The organism is Shewanella subflava (assembly GCF_025971955.1).
In the GTDB taxonomy this organism is placed as follows: Bacteria; Pseudomonadota; Gammaproteobacteria; order Enterobacterales; family Shewanellaceae; genus Shewanella; species Shewanella subflava.
On the sequence record NZ_JAPDMX010000030.1, the window covers coordinates 113,201 to 135,942 of the forward strand.

Sequence of the window (22,742 nt, forward strand, 5' to 3'; positions counted from 1 at the left end):
TTAACATTAATAGAATAAATACTCATAAAATCAATAAGGATATATATGAATTGGCAATGGATTGGTAATCTTAAAATCTTTCAAAAACTTGCATTACTGGCTATTCCCCCTCTATTAATATGCATGATTTATGGCGGTATGTTTGTCCATAATAAATATCAAATTCGCCAACAATTAACCCTTATTATGTCGTTAACAGAACTTGCGGTCACCAACAGCGCTTTTGTACATGAACTGCAAAAAGAGCGAGGTATGAGTGCGGGTTTTATTAGCTCACAAGGTAATGCTTTTAAAGATAATTTACCCCAGCAACGTCAACTCACTAATCAACAACTGCAGCTGTTTAACCAGTTTATCGCCAATGTTGAGTTGCCCCAGGCTTTCAACAGCAAATTGAATCAAGTTTCACAAGCCTTAACGCAACTCAATTCAATAAGAGACTCAGTTGATACATTGACAATATCAGTGGCCGACGAAGTAAAGTATTACACTCTAATGAATACCCTGCTTTTATCTATGGTGGATGACGCAGCGACAGAAACTCAAATCAGTGAGCTAGCATTAAGATTAAAATCTTTTGCCGCATTTTTACAAGCTAAAGAGCGTGCAGGTATAGAAAGGGCCGTTTTAAGTTCGACTTTTGGTCAGCCAGGGTTTAAGCCTGGTATGTATCGTAAATTCATAACCTTAGTCGCAGAGCAAAATACTTATGCCGAACGATTTTTAGCCTCAGCCATGCCAGATGAAGCGCAGTTATATCAAGGTGCGTTGAACACCAGCGCATTTACCGATGTTGACGACATCCGCGAAATTGCTTTTTCGCAAGAAGCAAACAACATTGCGCAACAATCTCCCGAAGCTTGGTTCAAAACCTCTACCGCACGTATTAATGGTTTAAAGGATATTGAGAATCAACTTACTCAGATGCTGCTACAATCTGCACAATCTAAGCTTGATAATGCTTCTCAGCATATGCTGACCTCGTTACTGGCATTAATTATTGCACTGTCTTTTGTTATCTCGGTCACGATGAGTATTGCAAAATATTTGCATGTTAGCTTACGCAAAGTACAAAAAACCATTACCCATGTGGGCGCTAATTTTGACTTAACCTCGCGCATAGATCATCAAACCTCTGATGAATTTGGTCAATTGGCCTCTTCTTTCAATAGTATGATGAATGAGTTTGAAATCATCATTGATCAAGTCAGAAAAAATGCTATCACGCTCGTGAATGCTGTTGAAACAATGAATGGTTTTACCCATTCAATGCAAAGTGATGTGTCGCAAGGTTCCGCTGAAGCGGAGCAGGTCGCTTCTGCAATGACAGAAATGAGTGCGACAGTCACGCAAATTGCGGCCAATGCGGTGCAAGCCTCAGAAGCATCCGCTCAAGCCAACTTTGAAGCCAAAACAGGTAACAGTGATGTTAGCAAAACCAGTAATGCGATCAAAACCTTAGCCGTTGAGATTGGCGATGCGGCAACCGCAATCCAAACATTAGATAAAGATGTACAGGATATTGTCTCTTTATTGGATGTGATCAGTTCAATTGCCGAACAGACTAATTTATTGGCACTTAATGCCGCAATTGAAGCGGCTAGAGCCGGGGAGCAAGGTCGTGGATTTGCGGTTGTTGCGGATGAAGTGCGAACATTAGCTCAACGATCACAAAAATCGACAGAAGATATTAAGTGCATGACGGACAAATTGAAATCGGGTGCTTCATTAGCGGTTCAAGCCATGGAGCGTGGCCAAACGCAAGCGCAACAAAGTGTTGAGGAAGCGGTGCATGCGGGTAAAGAACTGAATCTTATTGTGAAACATGTTGGAGTGATTGACAGCATGAACGAGCAAATTGCCACCTCTACCCATGAGCAATCAGCTGTGGCAGAAGAGGTGAATCGCAATGCACTTAAAATCAGTGAAATCTATCAACATACGCGAGAAACAGCACAACAAATATCAGAGCTAAATGATCAATTACTTAATGACGCTAGTGCAATGTCAAATATTGTCAGTAAGTTTACACTCAATCGTTAATATGCTTAAATTAAGGGTTCGCATCATATTATTTTCCATTGATTGAAGTTGTGGAACAATAATATGCTTTCTCATTAGAGAATAAGTGTTAATCGATACCAATAACGAAAACGCATTTATTTTTACATGATTAAACCGAGCAATCGCTCGGTTTTTTTATAGGAAAAAAGTCACATGGATTTATGTAAAGACTACCTCACCACCAATAAAGCCACATGGAATGCACGAACAGATATTCATGTGGCCTCCAAGTTTTATGATATTGACAATTTCTTACAGGGCGCCTCATCGTTAACTGAAATCGAAACCGCGGAGCTGGGTGACGTGAATGGTAAAAGATTATTGCATTTACAGTGTCACTTTGGCCTTGATAGCCTTTCGTTCGCAAGAAAAGGAGCGTTAGTTACCGGTGTCGATTTATCCGATAAGGCAATTGATAAAGCCAATGCATTAGCCGCTGAAACTCAGTTAAATGCTAAATTTGTTTGTCAGGACGTTTGTGCATTGGGTCAGACTACTACAGCGGATTTTGATATTGTGTTTACATCTTTTGGCGTCATTTGCTGGCTGCCAAATTTATCGCTATGGGCTCAAACGATAGCAAACAGTTTAACATCGGGGGGCACGTTTTACATGGCTGAATTTCATCCATTTCACGATGTTTTTGAAGGCTACCCATACTTTCATCGTCAGCAGCCAGATGTGGAACAAGAGGGGACTTATACTGAAAACTGCACCAACGAAAAACACACCATTATCACATGGGCTCATCCAATTAGTGACGTGATAAATGCATTATTGTCTGCGGGATTGCAGCTAAAACATTTCAATGAGTTCGATTATAGCCCTTACAACTGCTTTGCTGGACTGACTCAAGATAAGCGCCATGCTACGCCGCGTTATCAGCTGATAAAAAATGACATCCCGATGCCATTAGTTTATTCATTAAGCGCCATCAAACCCTAACATCTAAATCTATAGCGAATATTCACTTTTATGGCATTGTTTAAGCTTGTAGATGAATTTTTCAACGTAACAATTTGCAAAAAAACAAAAAGCCCCTAAAATACACTGTATATAAAAACAGTGGTTGTGGTTATGCGTATTATTCCTATCCATGCCAGTGCGGGGATTACCGGTTTTGAATCACCCGCTACTGAGTATTTGCAATTATCGTTAAGTTTAGATGAGCTGCTGGTTGAACATCCTAATGCGACATTTATTGGTATTGCAAAGGGAGATTCAATGCAGGGATGCGGTATTTTTTATGGCGATTTATTAATTGTAGATCGTCACGTCAGTGCACGTCATGGCGATGTGATCGTGGCTAATTTTAATGGTGAGTTTGTTTGTAAGATTTTAGATAAGCACCGTCGAATGCTGCTTTCATCTAATGAAATGTATCAACCACAGGTCATTAATGAATATGACTCATTCAATATAGAAGGCGTGGTGATCCGCTCTATTCGTTGTCATCGCCAAAGTCCTTTATTAATGACCCAATCTTAGGCGATAAACTATGTTTGCCTTAGTCGATGCCAACTCGTTTTACTGCAGTGCGGAGCAAGTTTTTCGTCCAGATTGGCGCGGAAAACCTATTATTGTATTGAGTAATAATGACGGCTGTATTGTTGCCGCTAACCGTCAAGCTAAAGAGCTTGGCGTGCCTAAGTTTGCACCATATTTTCAAGTAAAAGATTTATGCGCCAAGCTGGGCGTGATTGTTTGTTCAAGTAATTATGAACTCTACGCTGATTTATCGATGAAAATGATGAATATTATTGGCCGTTTTGCTCCCGAACAGCACGTATATTCAATAGATGAAAGTTTTTTATCTTTTAAACACGCTTATCCAGCCATTCAATGTTTACACTCCCAGGGGCTGCTTATACGCAAAGCGGTTTGGAAAGAAGCTCGCTTGCCTGTTTGTGTCGGTATAGGAGCCACCTTAACCTTAGCGAAAGTGGCCAATCACGCGGCTAAAAAACTCGCAGATTACCAAGGTGTTTGCGTTATAGATAACGAACAAAAGCGAGTGAATATTTTACAATCGATGCAAGCGGGTGACGTATGGGGCATTGGTCGACGTATGAGTAAAAAATTAGCCCTTATGAATATCAATACCGCTTTTGAGCTAGCCAATATGCCAAGCGGGTTAGCCCGTAAGCAATTCAGCATTGAAATTGAACGCACTGTACGTGAGTTAAATGGCCAAGTATGCAAGGTATGGGATGAGGCGAGGGCAGATAAGCAGCAAATCTTTTCAACCCGCAGTGTCGGTGAACGTATAGTTGATTATGACTCATTACTGCAAGCCTTAAGTAAGCATGTAGCTATTGCAGCAGCCAAAGCCCGTCAGCAGCGATCACATTGTAAAACCATGATGCTATTTGCCAATAACTCTCCCTATGATGAACATCCCGTTAGTTTTAAAGTGTTGGTTTATTTTACTTGCCCGACCCATTGCACCGCAGAGTTAACCAAGGCGATGGCAGAAGCTGCGCCTAAACTGTTTAGGCTAGGTGTACGTTATTACAAAATAGGCGTAGGGTTGATTAACTTAACCAGCCAAAAACACGTGCAACTGGATTTATTTCATCCTCCTAAGGCTAATCCAGCCTTAATGGGTGCGTTAGACGGTATCAATCAACGTTATGGTACTGACACCTTGTTTTTAGCGGCTCAAGGCATAGATCAAAAATGGGCCATGCGCAGAGAGCTACTCACTCCGCAATACACAACCCAATGGCAGTCAATTCCTGTCATAAAATGCTAAAGGTATCAGTTTCATCTGGAGTGATGATAGATATGTAATCTATCACTTTAGCAATTCAAGTTTGCACAAACACAATCTGCATATGTTATTGATTTAGTTATTAATGCTCTAGTTAGCATAAAAGACAGATGACTGCTTGCTAAAATGAGCTTGAGGATACCGTTATAGCAAATCAAAGATTTCAAGCTGAAGACCTGACGATAAATCCAAAATTTTTTATTCAAGGATTATCGGAAGGACAATTTGGAATCGAGAATGCAGTTGCTTTGTGGCTCGAGTACCAACAACTTGGATTAATGGATTCTGGCTTTGGAAATAAGCGTAGTGTTTTTGAAAAATTTCAACATGACCATTTCTGCAGGTAAACGGTTATTGTTAATCTAAAACTCGCTGTAGCCATTCTAAAACCAGTCAAAACTCTAACCACATGCTGAAGGAGTTTTGAGGCATCTAATTAAACCCAAAAGCGCTCTAAATAAAAACTTTGCACTAAAACGGTGCGGTAGAATAGGTTTTTAGGTTGTAGCTGACTGATTTTAAATACTAAAGTTCCAGATCCACGAAATGACAATAAAACCATTTGAAATGAAAAACCACACAATAGACAGTTAGGGCATAATCTCACAATATCTTATTTAACATAATATACATTGTGCGCATAAGGCAATTTCTGCCATTTTGGAAACACGCCTTTTTATTGTCTTAATACTTTATTACTATTCAACCCCTTGTTTTTAGTAGTTTTGGGGTAAGCCGTTTTTATACCTTATGATTATTAGATCGGGGTTTTATATGACAAATAAATCTAATAAAAAGGAATTTAAACCCATGAAATCAGAGACACGATTTTATTTTTTAAATCAGTTCGGAAACAACAAAGGCGGCATAATCGCAGAAAAAGCCGCACAACACTTTGACGTTTCACCGCGAACCATTCGCCATTGGTGGCGTGTTGGCTGTCCTAGTTGGGTTAATAAATTTGCAGAAATGGCCGCTAAATCAATCCCCGATAATACCGATTGGCAAGGCTTTAGTTTTAACGGAAATAAACTTGTTACGCCATTCAAGCGGCTTGAATTGGCGCCAAGCGAGTTGTTAATGCTGTTTTATGATAGACAGTTTCACGCAATAGCGAACCGCGACAATAAACAGCTTAATAAGCAAATAAGCGCGTTAAGGAATAATGAGGAGGCTGAAGCCATAAACGAAGAAATAGACGTAATCATTAAAACGCTTGGAAAGCTAAAAAACTCCCCGATTCTTGCCGAAAAACGAAGTTTCACAAAGGCGGTAGCCAAAAACAGGTAATAAAAAAGCGCCCTTTGTGGCGCTTTTTTTTGTTTTGCTTATCGGCGCTTTACCCATGCCGCGCCCACTATCACCACGGCCGCAAAGATTGCTATTAATTCATTACTTGGCTGAATGGTTAACACTATCGGGTCGGGCGTCTTAATCGCCACGCTGTAATCACTTGGTAAGCCACTAAACATAATTAACCGCCTGCGTTTAGTCGGTACTCAACAACATCTAAGCGGCTGTCATTGTCTTGCACTGCTTTACTAATATCAGTCATCGTTGAATTAAGTGTCATCAACAAATACACCACAATCAAACCAAAGCTACCCGCGCCGCCTGTTTTCAACAATTCTGCTACATGCTTATCCATCTATTACCACCCGTTTGTTTTTGTTTTATCTTGCTTGCGCTCGTTTCTGAATGCTTCCCACGCTCCGACCATGCCAACGGCGGCAACTGCTGCGCCCTGACCTGATACAACAGCGTCACCCAATGAAACAACGGCGTTGGCTGCATCTGGATGAATGCCCGCGATTGCTGCGCCAATTAGCGCAAGACCGCGCCACGTTGACCACTGCGTTAAATAGTTTTTTAAATTACCCACTAAAACCCCCTTATTGGTTGGCCTATTAAATGCCAGTAATGGCTTTTTAATACGCGATTACTAAAAAAATGTTCGACCTCTTTAGGGTAAGCTTTGCTTAGTGTTTTATAGGCTTCATCTGTTAAGCGGTAATTATTATCTAAGTACCACGGCTGAATAATTAAATCGGTTAATTCTACAGGCTGCCAGCCACCCGCCCACGCTGAAAAATCAGACCACAATTGGCCAGCGGGCGCGGTGGCGGTTTCTGCTACTTTATCGCCCACCTGATAACCCTTTTTAAGCCAGTACCCCACATAAAGCGCGGCGGCTGCGGTTAATAAATCAGGCAAAGCCCGCATTAACTGCGGTGATAATTTCGTTTTGGTCATATGGATTAAACCCGTTTTCGAAGTGAATCATAGCGGCCACCACTCGCGGGTAATCGGCCATTGATAATGGCGAATTAGCATTAACGCCCGCCTTGCTTGCAACAAAATTGATATATTTTTGCGTTGGATTGTTATCACTTGGCGGCGCCCATCGGTTGACGATACCTGTAACGGTTTTTAAGCCGTACTTATCGCGGTAATTCTTTAAAATTCGCCCCGCTGCTCGAATGCCATAAAAAGCGCTTTCAAACTTTGCAAAGCGGCCATCACTGCCCGTTAAGCCTTGCCAGTTATCGCCGTATTCAATATTAAGCGGGTTATTATTAGCAATGCCGCGCGGCTGCATAGTGTTAGCGCCCTGCACTGGGTAAGCTGTTTCTGGTTTCACGTTTTGCCCCCAAGGGAAAAGCAAACTTTCAAAATCAAAGTTTAGATAATCAAGGCCGCCGAGCGTCAACGGCTCGGTTAGTGGCTGCACTGGTAAAGGCTGACTAATAGCGGCGGGCGTTTGTGGCTTTTTGATTAACCACCAAATGCCCGCACCAATTGCCGCGCCTGCGGTAACTATCGCAAGGCGGCGCATTAATTAATCTCCGACATTACGGCAACATTAACACCGCCAGAGACAACTGATTCACCCTCTATCTTAGTTACCTGTCCCGTCTGGTTTGCAACCAATAAATGGCCAGTGATTATTGATTTGAATTTTGTTCCCGCCGAATAACCAGTCACTCCGCCCGTATACTTTGTTCTAACAAAACCCGAATCACTCTCTATGATACCTAAGCCAAAACCATCCAAAACCACCAACTGACTCAAATAATAATCAAAAAACGTTATACCACTCAAACCATCAACTAAAGTCTCCCAATTCAATCCGTCCAGTGTTCTGCTTACTGCTGTTTTATCGCAAACATAAACGGCGCCACCTATAACACGAATCAAACTTCCACTTTGCTGTGCTGGCCTTGGCAATGCACCAACGCCTGACCACGTTTGACCGCCATCAATCGACATTACATAACTATCAGAGGATGCAACAACCACTGTCTGCCCCTCAACAGCTACGGCAACAATTCCTGTCAGACCACAATTAACGACCGAAAACCCTCCCGCGCTTGCTTTAACTAAATCGCCATTATCCAAGACTAGAAACATTGATTGATTATCAACTACGGCGCCAATAATCCCAGAATTAGAGCTTGTCACTCCAGTTGATACAAAGCTAACCTGTTTAGTTTTCTTGTTTAGTGTTTGGAGTTGATGAAAGCCGCCCTTAATTACTGGATACGTAAGCCCGTCTTCACTCTCTAAAGGAATAATATAATCCGCTAAATCAAAACCTAGCGCCCCTGAGACGTTAACCCTTGGGGTTACAGAAAACCCCGACATAGGCGAATAATAACAACCTGAACCATCAGCAAAAATCAAACTATCTGATTCACTATCATATGATAAAACGTCAATTCTCTGCCCTAAATCGGCCTGTTCAACAATATTTGATTCACCATCCACCACCGTTGACACTTTCTTTTTATATGCGGGATTTGTTGCCATCGCGTAAATCTCCCCTTGGGTATTTACCCCCATCGTATTTAGCGCCTTAACCCTCACCCCGTTGGTAATATTGAGACTACCCGACCCAATCAGCAAATCCGATTCTGAATAAATCAAAACCCCTTTTCTTGCAAATTTATAGTCAGCTATCTTTACAGCTTCACCAAAAAACACTTGCCTACTGTCAGACTCAACAGCTTTTGAGCCGACATCAATATCTTTTGAGACACTATAATCAAGCTTTGTTTCACCTAACCAAAACTCAACATATTGTGCCGTTTTGCTGGTTAGTGTTATTTCATTTATTGACGCCTTAAAATCTGCGCTCATGCCCTCGCGCATTTCGCTTTCAAAGTCGGTTTTATACTTGTCAGCATCTCTAAACCGAACGCTCAGCGAGTCTTGCGCGGTAAGCAAATAAAAATAAAGCCCCTGTTTATTTAAAACGTTCGGCTCATTCGGTTTTAATGTTGTTCTGAAAATCATTATTTACGCCCCGCCAATACAATCGCGCCCGCAAATAATGCCGCGCCGCCTAGTGTATACATCATTGTTTTGTTGTTGTTTTCTGCCAGTGCCGCGCCATCACTGCGGCTATACTGCTCTGCAAACCCCATCATAGAATCAAAGCCCCGCTGTAATTGCCCCATTGCGGTTTCATTGGCTTCATTGCCTGCGTCAAGTGTGGTTTTTGTCAGCGTTTCAGCGAGAACGGCGCTATTATCCATTGAGCGGCCAGCTAAAAAGGTGTTGTTATCATTTGCCGCTTCAATTGCGCCCGCGACAATTGCGGCTAAATCGCTATTACCGCGCATGGCTTCGGTTGTTACCATGCCGTTGGCATAAATTGCGGCGTCTGCGGTTTGGCTTACATGCTCCATTGCATCTGAGCCAAAATCAAAGGCGTTGTTTTGCGAGTTTTGCAAAATATCACCTGTTTCGGTCAGTACCGATGCACCTAGGCGCATCATTTCATTTTGCGAATTACTAACATCACCGAATAAATCACCCGCCGTATTGAGCAAATGCTCATTTTGGCGCTCGGCAACCATTGATACATCACTAACAGCATTAAAACCGTCACTAACCATATCTAAGCCCGCCTGATTAAAATCGGGCAAGAGTTCGACCAGTTTACCGACCAAATTAAATGCGCCGCCATCTGTGACCGTGTTACCGCTTCCGTTTAAAATCAGGCCGTTGTTAGCGCCTTGAATGCCGAACGTTGTTGAATTGTTTTCTGTAGCCTGCGTTGAGGCACTGCGGGAAGATGAACCCATTTATAATACCGCCCTTAATATTGTCTCGGCTTTTTGATAACCAAGACTTTTACCCATTCTTAGCATTGAGTCGGGGCGCATTGTGTGGAGCCGAACGCTTGCGAACCCTTGCGCCGCTGCTTGTTTGTGAATTACATCTAAATACTGAATTGAATTTTTACCCGCTGCGGCAACAATAACTAACTCTTTGCCGTTTGCTGCAATTTCTTCGCGCAAAACGGTAAAAAACTCGGCGTTACCCCATGCGATTAACTGCGCCCTACCTTGCTTGACTTCGCTTTGAATTATGCGCAAGTCATCACCCAAGGCGGGCGCTAATTTTATCCACGCTTGGGCGGTTATTTCTTTTTCAGTAGCAGATAAGCCGCAACTGCTGCGGCGCCCAGTATCAGCCATAAATTAGAACCTGTTCCGCTGCCTGCGCCAAAATTAACATTACCACCCATAAAAGCGGCGTTGTTTGCTTGGTCTCCAGTGCCACTGCTTGCGGCGCTTGAGTTGCTCATGCTTGGCATACCGCCCATTATTCGCCCGCCTTTTCTGCTGGTTTAGTGAAGTAATGAACCGCCAAGCCCGCCACGGTAGCGGCGGCGATTTGCATAAAAAATGTTTTGTTTAGCATTTCGCCCCCTTTCTATTTACGTGTAAGCCAGTACAGTACCGCAACACCACCGACCACGGCCGCCAATGTGCCAACGCCGATTTGCAAGCCTTTACCCATTTGTTGCTGCATTTGTGCTGCAATATTTTGGTTAACGCCTGTTTGTGGGTTTTGAACCGTGTTTGACAATTCTTGTTGGCCAAATTTGCCCGAATCTTTCGCGGCGTTAATTTGCTCGATTTTCATCCAAGAATCTAAGCCCATCGTTAAAAAATCATTAACGCCTGTAAACCATGAATTATTCATAGGCGATTGATTAACGGGCTGAATTGTTGCTAATGGCATCATATAGCCCCCTAAATACCTGCTAAACCGTCAAAGTATTCAACCACCACCGTGGCGGGCGCGGCATCATCGGTAAATACACGAATACGGAAATCCTGAGTACCCGCCATTGGTAGCGCCTGCAACATGTCACCTTCTAAGATGAAATCAACAGACACCTGTCCCGCCTGCGGGCTGCGGCCGTGGTCTACTTGTACCTTTTCGCCTAGCGTTTTCGGTAGCTCATAGATTTTGATTGAATCAAGTTCAACTTCTAAACCTGTGATAGTGGCAGCGCTTAAAACATGAATTGCAGCAATACGTGCTGTATTTGGGCGCGGAATTTTATCGACTTCGGTAACGCCTGCATTTAAAGCAACAGGGAAGTTTTTAACCTTGGTGATAAAACCGATTGGCGCGGGGTTAGATTGAATTGCGAACGCCTCAAGCTTTGGCGCGGTCGCTGCTGCGTCAATCTCAATGCGTAAAGTGACGTTTGCAATTTGTGGCGGGGTAACTAACTGCCCTTGGCCATCTTTATATGCTGCGGATGAAGTACCCAAAGCAAATGCGCGCGCCTCGGATAATGTTTTCATTTCATCACGTTTGAAATGGAAATCTAACACGCCCGCGACACTGTTACGGCCATAACGCTTGTTATAGTCTTGCAATGCTTGGCCGTCTTTAAATTCTAAAATCGATTTGCCGTTAACTTCAAAACGGATTGACTTCATTTGCGCAAGCGTTACACCTGAATAGTTAACGTGTACTTTGTCATAGGTACGGCCAACGGGTAACTCTAGCGTTGCCGTGTTACCTGCGCTTACGTTTGAAAAACTTGGAAGCTTTGGGAAATTACGAGCCATTATTAACTACCCCTTAACCAATTACGCGACGAATTGACGGGATACGGTTAGCGGCATAAACCGTTAACGCACTGATTGCCAACATTGGCAGATATTTTTTAATCATCTTTATGTCCCCTTTGGGAAAGTGGCGCCTCTCGGCGGGTTAAATTGCCTACGTTTCACAACGTTGGCGTTTCAGGTTTTTAGTTATACGCCGTTTTATGGGCGATTGTTAGCGCACCCGTTAACGGGTACAAAATGCGGTTTTACCCTGCTTTTGTGGCTAAATCACTGGTTTTGCGTTTCGTTAAGTTACCGCTCCTTACCTTGTTGGTATTCATGTCCCGCTCAATAAAATCTAACGGCAACAGCGCGGTTATCAGGCGCGAATCAATATCCAATTCTTTTGCCATCATTGCGCGGTCAGCGTTACGAGCCATGCGGCCAACTCTGATTAATGTTGCGTTACCAATTGCGGTTTTATCTGACTCGGCGGGGCGTTGGGTTAGTGCAAAAATGGGCGCTAAACCACGAGCGCGACCACGGCGGATTAACTTACCCCAGTTTGGAGGCGCTTTGCTTGGGCTGGTAACGTCTGCGGTTTCTTCGGCCACAACTGCGGCGTTAGTCCATGCAAAGGCGCATTTAGCCCAAAACTCAAAATCTGATTGCCCCTCAGCAACAAAGCGAATTTTTAACGCGCCGTGCGGATAGCGGCGCAAAATATCAACCAATTCGCGGCGGCAAGTTACCCGAACGTTGGCTAATTCGCCGTATTCGTCAACGGGGTCCCAAATGATCACCCGTGACGGCTTAAGCTTTTTTAGCTCGGCTTTCACATAACTGGATTTACCCGAACCGCTTCCGCCACAAACGGCGCGAATATCGGCCTTTCTACTGGTATCAATTCGCGGTTTTCTCATACTAAGCCGCCTCTTTTGTATCTTTTGGCTTTTCGGGCTCAAGCTTGCGCGGTGTGCTTAGGCGTGGTGTTAATATTGCGGCGGTAACTAACAGCGCCGAAAGTTCAACCCCGCCCGACTCTGCCATATCAGGAAAATATTTATCCATCAGCGCGCCGTAGCAGTCAGCTAGCGCGGCCTGTTCTTCGGGCTTAATGTCCCAATTCGGGGCAAGTACGCCACACGCCAAACTGACAACGGGTAAAATAATTTCAGCCCCTGAAATACTGACAGGCGCGGCGGCTTCATAGGTTTGATTTTGTGTTTCGGGTTCTAGCTCTGCGGTAATACTGGCAAATTCATCAAAATGGCCTTGCTCGGTATCTTGTAAATCATCGCCGATAAGCTCGGCTGGACTGTCTAAATTTTGCATGTTTTCCCCTTGGGACTGTTACGGCGTCACGCCGTTATGAGTTAAGCAATTAACCAATTAGCCATTTTGCAAAGGATGGCTTTTCGGGCTTTGGTGATTGTGCATCATTAACGGGTTTTTGTGTCTTGTACCCGTTAACGGGTTCGGCTGGCGTTTTTTGCGGCTTTTTCAGCATTATATTGGGCAACGGCGCCGTTACAGGTTTATTAATTTGAGTTGCAGCATCTGCACCCGTTACAGGCTCAAGCGCATCGTTTGCGGCCTCGGCGGGCTTGATACCCTTACCCCAAATATCGGCGTTTTCGAGCATCCAATCTTGTCCCGCTGGCATATTCGGTTTAATCATCCCAGCCTTACCAACATAATATAATTTGCCGTTACAATCGCGGCGAACGGGCGCGGAATCGCCGCAAATAGGGCAAACAATTGTGCCAATATCATCGTTTTTTGGTTTTCTAGCCATTTATCACCCCAAAGAATTTAGCCATCAAATAAACATAAAAAAGCGCCAATACAAACGGCATCAGGCCAAAGGCGGCTTTTGCTGTTTTGGGTAATTCTTGCATCGTCATACCTACCCATAAACCTAAGCAGGTTAAAAGCCATTTTATTAAGGCGCGGAAGCGGCTTTGATACCAAGCGTGACGCGCTTGAAATTTAATATCGTGCATCATTGGCCGCCATGAGTTTTTCAACTTCTTCAATTAATAAACCGATTAACTCATGTGAATCTGCGGCGGCTTTTTTGGCAATAGTCATTGCAACAAATGGATTAGCTTTTTCTGCAGCTTCAATTGATAAGCCAATTTTTGCATGTTGCTGTCTCAGCAAGTCATTAAACATTTTTCGTACTCCATAAAATCATTAAGGTTTGCGGCGCGGTTTGCTTCTTGGTTAACATCTGGCGGTAGCACTTCGGCCAACTTTGCCCGCCAATAACTTTCTAGCTCTAAAATTCTATTTCTTACTTTGCTAAATGATTTTTTTACCCCGTCCACGGTGGCGGTTAATAGGTTTTCAGGCAAGCGGCGCGGGCTTTTGGGGCTGGCGGCGTCGTCACAATTCCAAAACCTTGCACCAATGGCAAAATCCATAAATTTTTTAAGTGGATACTTACCCTTAAATGTGACCATGTAATCAAATGCGCGCACTGGCGATTTGCGCAAATGCGCTTTAAATCGGCGAATTTTCAATTCAATAAGTTTGATTTTTGCGTCAATGGTGGCGGTTTGCTTACCTTGATTTTTAAAGATGGCTTTCTGCTTTATGGTATTGGTAAGTTTTTTGTATTCGGTTTTCATCGCGTGAACCGTTGGCGCGGCTTTGCGCTCTAATTTGGCTTTTACTTCGCCGATAATTGATGCCATATGTTCAGCGTGAAAGCTGGCGATATGCTCCCACGGCAAAGCGCGGGCGGGCTTTGAAATATTATATCTATTGCCTTTTATTGTACCTTGGCTGCTTTGCTCGCTTTCTTCACCTTTTAGCAAATACCCCAAGGCTTTAAGCATGTAGCCGCTGGCGGCGTCTGCATTTTTAATGCGCTCTAACTTGGCGAACCCTTGCCCCCAAATTGACTCAATACGTTTAGCCCAAGCGCGGAACAAATGCGGCTCAACTTGCCAGCGTAGCAAAACATGACAATGCGGATTTGGGCGGGCATCAATGCAATCAAAAGTTTGCCCAAATTGATTAGTTTTACTTTTTATTATTTTCTCTTTGGCGGGCGCCTCGGCTACCCACAAATAATCAAGCGGCTCACCACTTGGCGGTATTGTTTCTTCATCGTTTGCAATGCAATCAAAATCACCGGTAAACATATCCGTTTTTAATTCGCTTTTTGGCAAAATGACTTTTTCAGCAATCCAGCCCCGCTGATACATTTTCTGCATAGCATCAAAAAAGCGGCTGCATTCAGCGCCTATCGTTGATTCGCCGTTAATAATGCGGCGGCGGGCTTTGCCTGAAAACGTCAAAGTCAAAAATGTGGTGTAGCCACCGCGAACCGCTGAAACATAGGCGCCCGAATCTAAAATATTTTTAGCGGCTTTTGTGGTAAGAAATTTTGTTACCCTGTCACCTGATTGTTGCGGCGGGGCTTTGCTTGGGCTGGCATCACTTGCAACCCTGATTCGATATTCATCAGACCACGCACGAAAACTCAAATTTGCAACGGCGGTTTTATTGGTATCAAAGGCGATTAGTTCGCCCGTTTCTGCGTCAACTTCCCACGCGCTTGTTACTTTCCCCTGCGTGTCAGCGTGTAAAGCGTATTCAGACGGTAAATATCTAACAGTGGCTTTATCAAAATCAAGCCCTCTTTCGTCAAGACGGGCGGCCAAGCCGCCTAAAGCGTTAAGCTTTTGGCTTAGTTCTATGTCTTGCTGTGTCCGTGTCGGACTTTTGCAATCCTTGACCAGCCTAACTGTTTCGGCCGTTGGCCGCCCTGCGGGGCTTGGTTTTAATGATGCAAAATAGTATTGATTGCGCAACATTAGCGCCTTATCTAATTCGCTTTTTGTAGCCTGGTCTTTTTCAGACACAAAAAATCCGCCCCTTGGGGCGGTTAAGTTTAGCGGCTCGAATACTAACGGCGGCGAATCTTCTATTATCTCAACAGTAGAAACATTAAAATTATTTTGAGGCATCTTTGCGCCCCCTATCAAAACCGATATTACTACTAAAACATTTCGGGCAACTAATTAGTGTTCCGTAAGGTGGAAGTATTAGCGGCTCACAATCAGCCCGCCAAACTTGCCCATACCAATTACATTTTTTGCATCTAAGATATTTATCTAAGATTGTTATCTCTGATTCCACATTCATCACGCACCCCGCAACAATTCGGCGGCTTGGCGTCTTGCGTCTGCGGCCATTTCTAAATGCTTGGCGGCCATAACAGCATCACCAACACGGCGATAGTATTTTGAATACTCTAAAAAAGACTTTGCGCCATCAATCAGGCAAGCGGCCAAAATATCATTATTCATTGGGCGGCCTCCCAATCTGCAACCATTAAAGAGGCGGTATCTAAGTCACCCGCTTTAATTAGGGCGCTTAAAATATCAATTTGAAGTGTCAGCTTGTTTTCTATATCACTGGCGTGATGAATTGCTCTGTCTGCGGCATCTTGAAACAAACTAGCATTAGACTCTGCCATTTCAACCTGCAAAGCGGCCTCGAATAACTCAGACGTCAAAATGTTAATTCTGTTATTTAAATCTGCAATTTCTTTTTTATTGCAAATTGGGCAAATGTTAAATTCTTCCTGTTCTCCATGCCCGCAAGACTCGCATTTATATCTAAATTTATTCATCTTGCACCCCCTAAACGCGCTAATTTTGCTTTTAGGTGTGCAATTGCTTTGCGGCTGCGGTTCAGTTTGTTTTCATCAAAAGGCGCGGCAATTATTGCCAATGGCAGGTAGTGAGGAATTTCGATTGTTGAATTTGGGACTTTTTGATACTTCATCTGCATAGCTCCGTTGTCTGAATGTTAGCCCGTTGTTTTGTTCAGGCTAACGGTTTGCATCCTGCCAACCGCGCCATTAACAACAGACAAACAGACCATACACTTAACAACTTAGGACTACAATTATCTAAATACGTGCTTTGCACACCTAACGTGCAACTACTACAATTGATTTATTAGGTACTAAAAAGGTATATAAAATGAATCCTAGCGACTTGCTCGATTTAATAAAAACCGCATACGGCCTCAATTCTGACTATCAGGTGATGAAGAAATTCGGCTTTTCTCAGACTGGCGTATCGAATTGGCGGGTAAACCGTAGTTTTCCTAAAGATGACGTATTAATCAAATTCGCCGAAGCGCTCGATATTCATTTAGGTGTTTTGCTTTTGCATTCAGCTATTTGGCGACAAAAAGACGCCACGGCAAAGGCATCACTACAAAGCATCTTAAATATGCTTCCGTACTGCGAAAAACCAAACGGCGCCACAGCTTAACCAAAAGCGTTTGGCAATATTTGCCACAATTACAAGGTGTTAAAACGCGCCTGCACCCCTTGCCCCGTCTGGGTTTGGTCTGTTTTGCGTAAGATTTAACACTTTATACATTGTGCGCAGTTATATATGGGTGTGGTGATGGGGGCTATTTGTGCCTAAATGGCGCTTCTGCTGTGATGAAACTCAAATGGCCGTTGCAGTGCTGGCATGCAATGAACAACGACTCGTATTGGTCGAACCAAGATGGCTTATGGCAATCATCAAATTGCAGTTCAGGTTTATCTTGGCGCGTAACCATGGTGACACCACCAGGATACGTAATGATCTTTTTCGGTGCGCGATGAAACGATTCAATCATTTGCTCTGCATAATTGTCCATGGTTAGTCCTCTTATTTGATATTTATCGCGTCGCTGCTTGTTTGCTTGGTCAATTTACCGAGCGTTATTCCGAAGCGTTTAAGCTCAAGGCCGCCAAAGTTATTAACGATATAGTTTGAGCTATCCAATGTGTATGTCCGGCTGGATATGTTTGAATTGGGCTGGTGCCGAGTAAAGTTAATCACGCCAATAAACGGCTTGATTAATAACATAAGGCTTTACAGTCTTTATTATGCCTAATGCTTAGCAAGGATTAATATTGTTATTGAGGAAAAATGCGTTACTCGATGTTGAACCAATCGGCATAAATAACTGTTCACTTTAGCTTATGAAAATGGGTAAACAGCGTTAATTTTTTTGATTGTAATTAGCCTAACATCGTAAAAATCTGCTTTGTTACCATGCACTATTGCTGGCTATTGCTGATAACTTTTTGACTGTCCTTTAGTGTTATTTTTACTTTTTTAGGAAATTTAAAACGCAACAAATTCAACATGCTAAGTCGATGAATAATTGTATTCAGCTTTATATTAAGTCATGTAGCTGAAAGCATTTTAGCGATGCTTTCTAAAACCTAACACTAGAATGTTGTAAGGTACTTAAAATACAGGCAATAAAGCATCCTGACTTTGTTCATGCTCGTTCTGGTGACAGGCAACTTGTTTACAATGAATTCGGTTTTGACAACACCATAAACACAACTGCCAAATGATTTTTTTACTCGATTTATCAAGGCATTGAATGTCTGCCGCACACAGATGTCCCTCATTAATCAACTGGGCAATTTTCGTCTCACTCAAACCAATATTCACTGTATTCATGTTGTTTCTCCCCTGTAAAACTACAATGATTATATATAAATGATAATGATTATCAACTGCATTTGTGTGATTTGAAATATTTATGTGATCTTCACACAATTCATTCTACGTACCTATTAGTGGTCTACACTTAAACCAGAATGTGTTTGGTACAACGTCTTTTAGAGAGGTGAAAATGCTTTTTGATATCGCTAAGAAAAAGCCTTTATTTTCGGCAAACAAAAGCAATGATCAAACTTCAGATTTACCCCCTTGGAAGATATTGATTGTTGATGACGAGCCTGACATTCACTCTGTTACCAAGTTAGCTTTATCACGTTTTAAATTGGATGGTCGTTCGTTGGCATTCTCAAATGCTTACAGCGGATTGCAGGCCAAAGAATTACTAGAGAAAGAAAAAGATATAGCCATTGCTTTTATAGACGTCGTGATGGAAAGCGACCATGCGGGGTTAGAGTTAATCAAATGGATCCGTGATGACTTAAAAAACCGTACCATGCGAATAATATTACGTACGGGACAACCGGGACAGGCACCTGAAGAAGATGTCATTGTCAATTATGATATTAATGATTATAAGGCCAAGGCTGAACTAGACTCTCGTAAGTTAATGACCAGCGTATACTCTGCCCTGCGCTCTTATCGTGACATAATGGAAATAGAGCAAGCCAGAATAGCACAGGCTCAACATCGTCAAGGTCTAGAAAGGGTCTTGGAAGCTACTTCAGGTTTATTCGAACTTCGCACGCTACATCGATTTGCTGATGGACTACTCAATCAAGTCGCTTCGCTTTTGAATCTAGGTAATGAAACCCTGCTATTAACTTGTAATGCGATTGATGCCATGAGTGGCCATGTTGATAGTAAAGATATTGAAATATTGGCGGGTACGGGGCGATTTCAAGACTGTGATGGTAAGGCATTACCTGAAGACATTATGTCATTGTTGAATCGTGCATTAGATGAAAAACGCTGCCTATATGAAAACAATTGCTTTATTGGCTATTTCCCTACTAAGTCCAGTAAATGGATAAACATTCTGTACATGGATGGCCTTGATAAAATCAGTGATTTAGACAAAAAACTGGTTGATATATTTGCGATTAATGTTGGCGTTGCCTTTGAAAACCTCTTATTGAATCAAGAAGTAGAAGATACTCAATCGGAATTAATTTTACGCTTGGGGGATGTGGTTGAAAGTCGCTCTAAAGAAGCTGCGCATCATGTTAAACGAATGGCAGAATATTGCTATGAGCTTGCCTTACTTGCAGGCTTGTCTGAAAGAGATGCAGATTTAATAAAACGTGCCTCACCTATGCATGATGTGGGTAAAATTGCGACGCCTGATTCAGTCTTACTTAAACCCAGTAAATTAGATGATAAAGAATGGAACATCATGAAGCAGCACCCTATGATAGGGCATCAAATAATGGCGAATTCTGAAAGGCCGATTTTAAAAGCAGCTTCAATTATCTCTTTGCAACACCATGAAAAGTACGATGGTACTGGTTATCCACATGGCATATCAGGTAAAGATATTCACATTTTTGCCCGAATTGTGGCGATAGCGGATGTGTTTGATGCGCTAGTACATAAACGCTGTTATAAAGAGGCATGGCCGTTAACTGAAGTACTAGCGGAAATGACCCGGTGTTCAGGTAGCCATTTCGACCCAGATTTACTGGCCCTTTTTATCGATAATATTGAAATATTTGAAAAAATTAAAATTCATTGGGTAGATGTCTAGCAATTAATGCGCTTGTGCATCAGCTAAGAAATCAAACCAAACTTGCCGACTCACGCCTTGGTAATCAAAAGTCACATTTGCGCGCCAAACCATGTAACCACTACTACAAGAACCGTAAATGAGTTGGGCTTGATATGTTTGTTGATCCTCTGTTTTTAAAATGACTGGGATAACGCCCATAAACATATCCCTGCCTTCAACCGACATCTTTACCTCACTGACCTCATCGGAAAATGTCAGAGTCAGATCAATGGGACGTTCACTTGGCGCCATTGCTTGTGCAAAAGAAAGTTGCACCTCAATTTCATTAACATTTTTACTACATGCGCCAGCGTAAAAGTTACATAAACTGTTATCCACTGCTAATGGCGCTGGTTTGGTGTCCACTTTAGGTTCGCATGCTATTAAAAAACATAACGAAAATAACATTAATCCCAACTTTGGATGTTTTTTGTGCATTTTTTAACCTAATGATTCAAATTGATAACATTATGTTTCAGACATTGATCTAGATCAATGTTCAGCAACCGAGTTAAGTTTCTTTTTTGATCTAGCTCAAGTATCATTACACCGCCTAGTGATAGATATCAAAATCACGTGGTAACACCTTGACTATAAGTGATAAAAAAGACAGCTAGTCTCAACAGCACTTTATGTCAACTAAACAGGTAAAGTTTTACTTTACCAATAATATAAGTAAAAGTAATAAGCCGTGGAAGCATTATGATGAACCATTCCCAGTCTACAGGCGCTGATTACAACTACACTATTGTCCGCCAATTTGCCTTAACCACAGTTTTGTGGGGTATTGTTGGTATGTCAGTAGGTGTATTGATTGCTGCTCAGTTAATCTGGCCGCAACTGAACTTTGATACTCCTTGGTTAACGTATAGTCGTTTACGACCATTACACACCAATGCAGTTATCTTTGCGTTCGGTACTTCAGCCCTTTTCGCTACATCCTACTATGTTGTGCAACGTACTTGTCAAACCCGTTTATTTGCGCCTAAATTAGCCGCATTTACTTTCTGGGGCTGGCAGGCAATTATTCTTTCAGCTGCTATTACATTACCTTTAGGGTTTACCTCAGGTAAAGAATATGCAGAACTAGAATGGCCTATTGATATCGCGATTACCATTGTTTGGGTATGTTATGCGATTGTATTCTTTGGCACTATCGTAAAAAGAACGACATCACATATTTATGTGGCTAACTGGTTCTTTGGTGCTTTCATTATTACGGTTGCTGTATTGCACATTGTTAACTCAATGGCAGTTCCAGTGAGTTTGACTAAGTCATACTCAATGTACTCAGGCGCTGTAGATGCAATGGTACAATGGTGGTATGGCCATAATGCGGTAGGTTTCTTACTTACAGCAGGTTTCTTAGGGATGATGTATTACTTCGTACCTAAGCAAGCGGGTCGTCCAGTTTATTCATACCGTTTATCAATTGTTCACTTTTGGGCATTGATTGCATTATACATCTGGGCTGGTCCTCACCACTTACATTACACCGCCCTGCCTGACTGGACTCAGTCACTAGGTATGGTGATGTCGTTAATTCTGTTTGCACCTTCTTGGGGTGGCATGATTAACGGTATTATGACGCTATCAGGTGCATGGCATAAGCTTCGTACCGATCCAGTACTTCGTTTCTTAGTTGTTTCATTGTCTTTCTATGGTATGTCTACCTTTGAAGGTCCAATGATGGCAATTAAAACCGTTAACGCCTTATCTCACTATACTGACTGGACCGTTGGTCACGTTCACTCTGGTGCATTAGGTTGGGTGGCAATGGTGTCAATTGGTTCTTTATACCACTTAATTCCTGTGTTATTTAATCAAGGACGTATGTACAGCACTAACTTAGTGAATGTGCACTTCTGGTTAGCAACCATCGGAACTGTTTTATACATTGTATCAATGTGGATTTCAGGTGTGATGCAAGGTCTGATGTGGCGCGCAGTTAACTCTGACGGTACATTAACCTACAGCTTTGTAGAAAGCTTAGAAGCATCTTATCCTTTCTATTTTGTACGCTTTATCGGTGGTGTATTCTTCTTAACTGGTATGTTTATCATGGCATATAACGTTATTCGTACAGTTAAAGCCCCTAAAGATTCATTGCCAGCATTAGCTGAAGCAAAAGCATAAGGAGCAGATTCGATGAAATTTAGTCATGAGTTAATTGAAAAGAACATCGGTTTGCTTGGTATTTTCACTGTCATCGCCATTAGTTTTGGTGGATTAGTGCAAATTACCCCGCTTTTATTCCAAAAAGACACAACTGAGCCTGTTGAAGGATTAATTCCTTATACAGCATTACAGATTGAAGGTCGTGATATCTATGTTCGTGAAGGTTGTTATAACTGTCACAGCCAGATGATCCGTCCTTTACGTGCAGAAACAGAACGTTATGGTCATTACTCTGTTGCGGGCGAATCTGTTTGGGATCACCCTTTCCAATGGGGTTCAAAACGTACCGGTCCTGATCTTGCTCGTGTGGGTGGTCGTTATAGTGATAAATGGCATGAAGTGCATTTAATCGACCCTCGTGCTGTGGTACCTCAATCTAATATGCCTGGTTTTCCTTGGCTTATGGACAACACCTTAGACGGTAAGTTAACCCGTAAGAAAATGGAGATTCTTAGCAACTTCCACCCAGAGCACAATTTGTATTCTGAAGAAGAGTTTGCAGGAGCGCAAAAAGCGGTTGAAGGTAAAACTGAAATGGAAGCACTAATCGCATACTTACAGTCTTTGGGTCACGCACTCAAGTAGGAGGTAAT

Annotated in this window: 32 protein-coding genes; 9 read left to right on the top strand and 23 right to left on the bottom strand. The window is 42.5% G+C overall.

Translation table 11 applies throughout. The annotated features are described in order from the left end of the window. Positions 1-45: 45 nt before the first annotated feature. From OHT75_RS14755 to OHT75_RS14775, 5 genes are all read left to right on the top strand, one after another. Positions 46-2,043: a methyl-accepting chemotaxis protein gene (locus tag OHT75_RS14755; protein ID WP_264727973.1), complete on the top strand. Its 1,998-nt coding sequence runs from the start codon at positions 46-48 to the stop codon at positions 2,041-2,043. Between the two features lie 174 nt (positions 2,044-2,217). Beyond that, entirely contained in the window at positions 2,218-3,009 is a 792-nt protein-coding gene (locus OHT75_RS14760; protein ID WP_264727975.1) for a class I SAM-dependent methyltransferase, read from the top strand. A 132-nt stretch (positions 3,010-3,141) separates the two neighbouring features. Continuing rightward, a complete protein-coding gene (locus tag OHT75_RS14765; protein ID WP_264727976.1) occupies positions 3,142-3,552 on the top strand; it encodes a LexA family protein in 411 nt (136 codons plus the stop codon). A 10-nt stretch (positions 3,553-3,562) separates the two neighbouring features. Further along, entirely contained in the window at positions 3,563-4,819 is a 1,257-nt protein-coding gene (locus OHT75_RS14770) for a Y-family DNA polymerase (protein ID WP_264727978.1), read from the top strand. Between the two features lie 828 nt (positions 4,820-5,647). Beyond that, a complete protein-coding gene (locus OHT75_RS14775; protein ID WP_264727980.1) occupies positions 5,648-6,127 on the top strand; it encodes a phage protein in 480 nt (159 codons plus the stop codon). Positions 6,128-6,165: 38 nt separating this feature from the next. On the opposite strand, the gene OHT75_RS14780 is transcribed toward OHT75_RS14775, so the two are convergent. The 20 genes from OHT75_RS14780 to OHT75_RS14875 form a co-directional block, all read right to left on the bottom strand. After that, a complete protein-coding gene (locus OHT75_RS14780; protein WP_264727982.1) occupies positions 6,166-6,309 on the bottom strand; it encodes a hypothetical protein in 144 nt (47 codons plus the stop codon). A 2-nt stretch (positions 6,310-6,311) separates the two neighbouring features. Next, a complete protein-coding gene (locus OHT75_RS14785) occupies positions 6,312-6,485 on the bottom strand; it encodes a hypothetical protein (protein WP_264727984.1) in 174 nt (57 codons plus the stop codon). A gap of 3 nt (positions 6,486-6,488) precedes the next feature. Further along, positions 6,489-6,719 (bottom strand): hypothetical protein, encoded by a 231-nt coding sequence (locus OHT75_RS14790; protein WP_264727986.1) that lies wholly within the window; start codon positions 6,717-6,719, stop codon positions 6,489-6,491. Beyond that, entirely contained in the window at positions 6,719-7,090 is a 372-nt protein-coding gene (locus OHT75_RS14795; RefSeq protein WP_264727987.1) for a hypothetical protein, read from the bottom strand. The genes OHT75_RS14790 and OHT75_RS14795 overlap by 1 nt, the downstream gene beginning before the upstream one ends. Then, entirely contained in the window at positions 7,044-7,673 is a 630-nt protein-coding gene (locus OHT75_RS14800) for a hypothetical protein (RefSeq protein WP_264727989.1), read from the bottom strand. The genes OHT75_RS14795 and OHT75_RS14800 overlap by 47 nt, the downstream gene beginning before the upstream one ends. Then, positions 7,673-9,133 (bottom strand): hypothetical protein, encoded by a 1,461-nt coding sequence (locus OHT75_RS14805; protein WP_264727991.1) that lies wholly within the window; start codon positions 9,131-9,133, stop codon positions 7,673-7,675. The genes OHT75_RS14800 and OHT75_RS14805 overlap by 1 nt, the downstream gene beginning before the upstream one ends. Then, the gene (locus OHT75_RS14810) at positions 9,133-9,927 is read right to left on the bottom strand and encodes a hypothetical protein (RefSeq protein ID WP_264727993.1); all 795 of its coding nucleotides are present in this window, start codon (positions 9,925-9,927) and stop codon (positions 9,133-9,135) included. Before OHT75_RS14810 ends, OHT75_RS14805 begins: the two co-directional genes overlap by 1 nt. Continuing rightward, positions 9,928-10,323 (bottom strand): hypothetical protein, encoded by a 396-nt coding sequence (locus OHT75_RS14815; RefSeq protein ID WP_264727996.1) that lies wholly within the window; start codon positions 10,321-10,323, stop codon positions 9,928-9,930. Further along, the gene (locus tag OHT75_RS14820) at positions 10,266-10,451 is read right to left on the bottom strand and encodes a hypothetical protein (RefSeq protein ID WP_264727998.1); all 186 of its coding nucleotides are present in this window, start codon (positions 10,449-10,451) and stop codon (positions 10,266-10,268) included. Before OHT75_RS14820 ends, OHT75_RS14815 begins: the two co-directional genes overlap by 58 nt. A 110-nt stretch (positions 10,452-10,561) precedes the next feature. After that, entirely contained in the window at positions 10,562-10,876 is a 315-nt protein-coding gene (locus tag OHT75_RS14825) for a hypothetical protein (RefSeq protein WP_264727999.1), read from the bottom strand. Between the two features lie 8 nt (positions 10,877-10,884). Beyond that, positions 10,885-11,718, bottom strand: a complete 834-nt coding sequence (locus OHT75_RS14830; protein ID WP_264728001.1) for a major capsid protein P2 — start codon at positions 11,716-11,718, stop codon at positions 10,885-10,887. Between the two features lie 248 nt (positions 11,719-11,966). Beyond that, complete coding sequence (locus OHT75_RS14835) at positions 11,967-12,623, bottom strand: hypothetical protein (RefSeq protein ID WP_264728003.1); 657 nt, start codon at positions 12,621-12,623, stop codon at positions 11,967-11,969. Between the two features lies 1 nt (position 12,624). Next, complete coding sequence (locus OHT75_RS14840) at positions 12,625-13,035, bottom strand: hypothetical protein (RefSeq protein WP_264728004.1); 411 nt, start codon at positions 13,033-13,035, stop codon at positions 12,625-12,627. A 49-nt stretch (positions 13,036-13,084) separates the two neighbouring features. Further along, positions 13,085-13,498, bottom strand: coding sequence for a hypothetical protein (locus tag OHT75_RS14845; protein WP_264728006.1), 414 nt, complete (start codon positions 13,496-13,498; stop codon positions 13,085-13,087). Continuing rightward, complete coding sequence (locus OHT75_RS14850; protein ID WP_264728008.1) at positions 13,491-13,709, bottom strand: hypothetical protein; 219 nt, start codon at positions 13,707-13,709, stop codon at positions 13,491-13,493. The genes OHT75_RS14845 and OHT75_RS14850 overlap by 8 nt, the downstream gene beginning before the upstream one ends. After that, the gene (locus tag OHT75_RS14855; protein ID WP_264728010.1) at positions 13,693-13,878 is read right to left on the bottom strand and encodes a hypothetical protein; all 186 of its coding nucleotides are present in this window, start codon (positions 13,876-13,878) and stop codon (positions 13,693-13,695) included. Before OHT75_RS14855 ends, OHT75_RS14850 begins: the two co-directional genes overlap by 17 nt. After that, a complete protein-coding gene (locus tag OHT75_RS14860; RefSeq protein WP_264728013.1) occupies positions 13,860-15,683 on the bottom strand; it encodes a hypothetical protein in 1,824 nt (607 codons plus the stop codon). Before OHT75_RS14860 ends, OHT75_RS14855 begins: the two co-directional genes overlap by 19 nt. Before the next feature lie 177 nt (positions 15,684-15,860). After that, positions 15,861-16,025, bottom strand: coding sequence for a hypothetical protein (locus tag OHT75_RS14865; RefSeq protein WP_264728015.1), 165 nt, complete (start codon positions 16,023-16,025; stop codon positions 15,861-15,863). Next, on the bottom strand, positions 16,022-16,351 hold the full coding sequence (locus tag OHT75_RS14870) for a hypothetical protein (RefSeq protein ID WP_264728017.1): 330 nt from the start codon (positions 16,349-16,351) through the stop codon (positions 16,022-16,024). Before OHT75_RS14870 ends, OHT75_RS14865 begins: the two co-directional genes overlap by 4 nt. Further along, positions 16,348-16,506: a hypothetical protein gene (locus OHT75_RS14875; protein ID WP_264728019.1), complete on the bottom strand. Its 159-nt coding sequence runs from the start codon at positions 16,504-16,506 to the stop codon at positions 16,348-16,350. The genes OHT75_RS14870 and OHT75_RS14875 overlap by 4 nt, the downstream gene beginning before the upstream one ends. Before the next feature lie 200 nt (positions 16,507-16,706). On the opposite strand from OHT75_RS14875, the gene OHT75_RS14880 reads away from it, so the two are divergent. Then, positions 16,707-17,003, top strand: coding sequence for a helix-turn-helix domain-containing protein (locus OHT75_RS14880; protein ID WP_264728021.1), 297 nt, complete (start codon positions 16,707-16,709; stop codon positions 17,001-17,003). A gap of 145 nt (positions 17,004-17,148) precedes the next feature. On the opposite strand, the gene OHT75_RS14885 is transcribed toward OHT75_RS14880, so the two are convergent. Together OHT75_RS14885 and OHT75_RS14890 are read right to left on the bottom strand one after the other, a co-directional pair. After that, a complete protein-coding gene (locus OHT75_RS14885; protein ID WP_264728023.1) occupies positions 17,149-17,382 on the bottom strand; it encodes a hypothetical protein in 234 nt (77 codons plus the stop codon). Positions 17,383-17,981: 599 nt separating this feature from the next. After that, the gene (locus OHT75_RS14890) at positions 17,982-18,203 is read right to left on the bottom strand and encodes a hypothetical protein (protein WP_264728025.1); all 222 of its coding nucleotides are present in this window, start codon (positions 18,201-18,203) and stop codon (positions 17,982-17,984) included. A gap of 175 nt (positions 18,204-18,378) precedes the next feature. Here OHT75_RS14890 and OHT75_RS14895 point away from each other — a divergent pair, with 175 nt between their 5' ends. Then, entirely contained in the window at positions 18,379-19,950 is a 1,572-nt protein-coding gene (locus tag OHT75_RS14895; RefSeq protein WP_264728027.1) for a DUF3369 domain-containing protein, read from the top strand. Positions 19,951-19,953: 3 nt separating this feature from the next. On the opposite strand, the gene OHT75_RS14900 is transcribed toward OHT75_RS14895, so the two are convergent. Beyond that, positions 19,954-20,409 carry a hypothetical protein gene (locus OHT75_RS14900; protein WP_264728028.1) on the bottom strand — a complete coding sequence of 152 codons (456 nt, stop codon included), beginning with the start codon at positions 20,407-20,409 and terminating at the stop codon, positions 19,954-19,956. 264 nt (positions 20,410-20,673) lie between these two features. On the opposite strand from OHT75_RS14900, the gene ccoN reads away from it, so the two are divergent. Further along, positions 20,674-22,107: a cytochrome-c oxidase, cbb3-type subunit I gene (gene ccoN, locus OHT75_RS14905; protein WP_264728029.1), complete on the top strand. Its 1,434-nt coding sequence runs from the start codon at positions 20,674-20,676 to the stop codon at positions 22,105-22,107. Between the two features lie 12 nt (positions 22,108-22,119). Then, on the top strand, positions 22,120-22,734 hold the full coding sequence (gene ccoO / locus OHT75_RS14910) for a cytochrome-c oxidase, cbb3-type subunit II (RefSeq protein WP_264728032.1): 615 nt from the start codon (positions 22,120-22,122) through the stop codon (positions 22,732-22,734). Positions 22,735-22,742 lie beyond the last annotated feature (8 nt).

Excerpts from the sequence above, each read along its gene's own strand:
- OHT75_RS14755 (WP_264727973.1), top strand. The coding sequence starts at position 46 with ATGAATTGGCAATGGATTGGTAATCTTAAAATCTTTCAAAAACTTGCA.
- OHT75_RS14760 (WP_264727975.1), top strand. The coding sequence starts at position 2,218 with ATGGATTTATGTAAAGACTACCTCACCACCAATAAAGCCACATGGAAT.
- OHT75_RS14765 (WP_264727976.1), top strand. The coding sequence starts at position 3,142 with ATGCGTATTATTCCTATCCATGCCAGTGCGGGGATTACCGGTTTTGAA.
- OHT75_RS14770 (WP_264727978.1), top strand. The coding sequence starts at position 3,563 with ATGTTTGCCTTAGTCGATGCCAACTCGTTTTACTGCAGTGCGGAGCAA.
- OHT75_RS14775 (WP_264727980.1), top strand. The coding sequence starts at position 5,648 with ATGAAATCAGAGACACGATTTTATTTTTTAAATCAGTTCGGAAACAAC.
- OHT75_RS14780 (WP_264727982.1), bottom strand. The coding sequence starts at position 6,309 with ATGTTTAGTGGCTTACCAAGTGATTACAGCGTGGCGATTAAGACGCCC.
- OHT75_RS14785 (WP_264727984.1), bottom strand. The coding sequence starts at position 6,485 with ATGGATAAGCATGTAGCAGAATTGTTGAAAACAGGCGGCGCGGGTAGC.
- OHT75_RS14795 (WP_264727987.1), bottom strand. The coding sequence starts at position 7,090 with ATGACCAAAACGAAATTATCACCGCAGTTAATGCGGGCTTTGCCTGAT.
- OHT75_RS14800 (WP_264727989.1), bottom strand. The coding sequence starts at position 7,673 with ATGCGCCGCCTTGCGATAGTTACCGCAGGCGCGGCAATTGGTGCGGGC.
- OHT75_RS14805 (WP_264727991.1), bottom strand. The coding sequence starts at position 9,133 with ATGATTTTCAGAACAACATTAAAACCGAATGAGCCGAACGTTTTAAAT.
- OHT75_RS14810 (WP_264727993.1), bottom strand. The coding sequence starts at position 9,927 with ATGGGTTCATCTTCCCGCAGTGCCTCAACGCAGGCTACAGAAAACAAT.
- OHT75_RS14815 (WP_264727996.1), bottom strand. The coding sequence starts at position 10,323 with ATGGCTGATACTGGGCGCCGCAGCAGTTGCGGCTTATCTGCTACTGAA.
- OHT75_RS14820 (WP_264727998.1), bottom strand. The coding sequence starts at position 10,451 with ATGGGCGGTATGCCAAGCATGAGCAACTCAAGCGCCGCAAGCAGTGGC.
- OHT75_RS14825 (WP_264727999.1), bottom strand. The coding sequence starts at position 10,876 with ATGATGCCATTAGCAACAATTCAGCCCGTTAATCAATCGCCTATGAAT.
- OHT75_RS14830 (WP_264728001.1), bottom strand. The coding sequence starts at position 11,718 with ATGGCTCGTAATTTCCCAAAGCTTCCAAGTTTTTCAAACGTAAGCGCA.
- OHT75_RS14835 (WP_264728003.1), bottom strand. The coding sequence starts at position 12,623 with ATGAGAAAACCGCGAATTGATACCAGTAGAAAGGCCGATATTCGCGCC.
- OHT75_RS14840 (WP_264728004.1), bottom strand. The coding sequence starts at position 13,035 with ATGCAAAATTTAGACAGTCCAGCCGAGCTTATCGGCGATGATTTACAA.
- OHT75_RS14845 (WP_264728006.1), bottom strand. The coding sequence starts at position 13,498 with ATGGCTAGAAAACCAAAAAACGATGATATTGGCACAATTGTTTGCCCT.
- OHT75_RS14850 (WP_264728008.1), bottom strand. The coding sequence starts at position 13,709 with ATGATGCACGATATTAAATTTCAAGCGCGTCACGCTTGGTATCAAAGC.
- OHT75_RS14855 (WP_264728010.1), bottom strand. The coding sequence starts at position 13,878 with ATGTTTAATGACTTGCTGAGACAGCAACATGCAAAAATTGGCTTATCA.
- OHT75_RS14860 (WP_264728013.1), bottom strand. The coding sequence starts at position 15,683 with ATGCCTCAAAATAATTTTAATGTTTCTACTGTTGAGATAATAGAAGAT.
- OHT75_RS14865 (WP_264728015.1), bottom strand. The coding sequence starts at position 16,025 with ATGAATAATGATATTTTGGCCGCTTGCCTGATTGATGGCGCAAAGTCT.
- OHT75_RS14870 (WP_264728017.1), bottom strand. The coding sequence starts at position 16,351 with ATGAATAAATTTAGATATAAATGCGAGTCTTGCGGGCATGGAGAACAG.
- OHT75_RS14875 (WP_264728019.1), bottom strand. The coding sequence starts at position 16,506 with ATGAAGTATCAAAAAGTCCCAAATTCAACAATCGAAATTCCTCACTAC.
- OHT75_RS14880 (WP_264728021.1), top strand. The coding sequence starts at position 16,707 with ATGAATCCTAGCGACTTGCTCGATTTAATAAAAACCGCATACGGCCTC.
- OHT75_RS14885 (WP_264728023.1), bottom strand. The coding sequence starts at position 17,382 with ATGGACAATTATGCAGAGCAAATGATTGAATCGTTTCATCGCGCACCG.
- OHT75_RS14890 (WP_264728025.1), bottom strand. The coding sequence starts at position 18,203 with ATGAATACAGTGAATATTGGTTTGAGTGAGACGAAAATTGCCCAGTTG.
- OHT75_RS14895 (WP_264728027.1), top strand. The coding sequence starts at position 18,379 with ATGCTTTTTGATATCGCTAAGAAAAAGCCTTTATTTTCGGCAAACAAA.
- OHT75_RS14900 (WP_264728028.1), bottom strand. The coding sequence starts at position 20,409 with ATGCACAAAAAACATCCAAAGTTGGGATTAATGTTATTTTCGTTATGT.
- ccoN (WP_264728029.1), top strand. The coding sequence starts at position 20,674 with ATGATGAACCATTCCCAGTCTACAGGCGCTGATTACAACTACACTATT.
- ccoO (WP_264728032.1), top strand. The coding sequence starts at position 22,120 with ATGAAATTTAGTCATGAGTTAATTGAAAAGAACATCGGTTTGCTTGGT.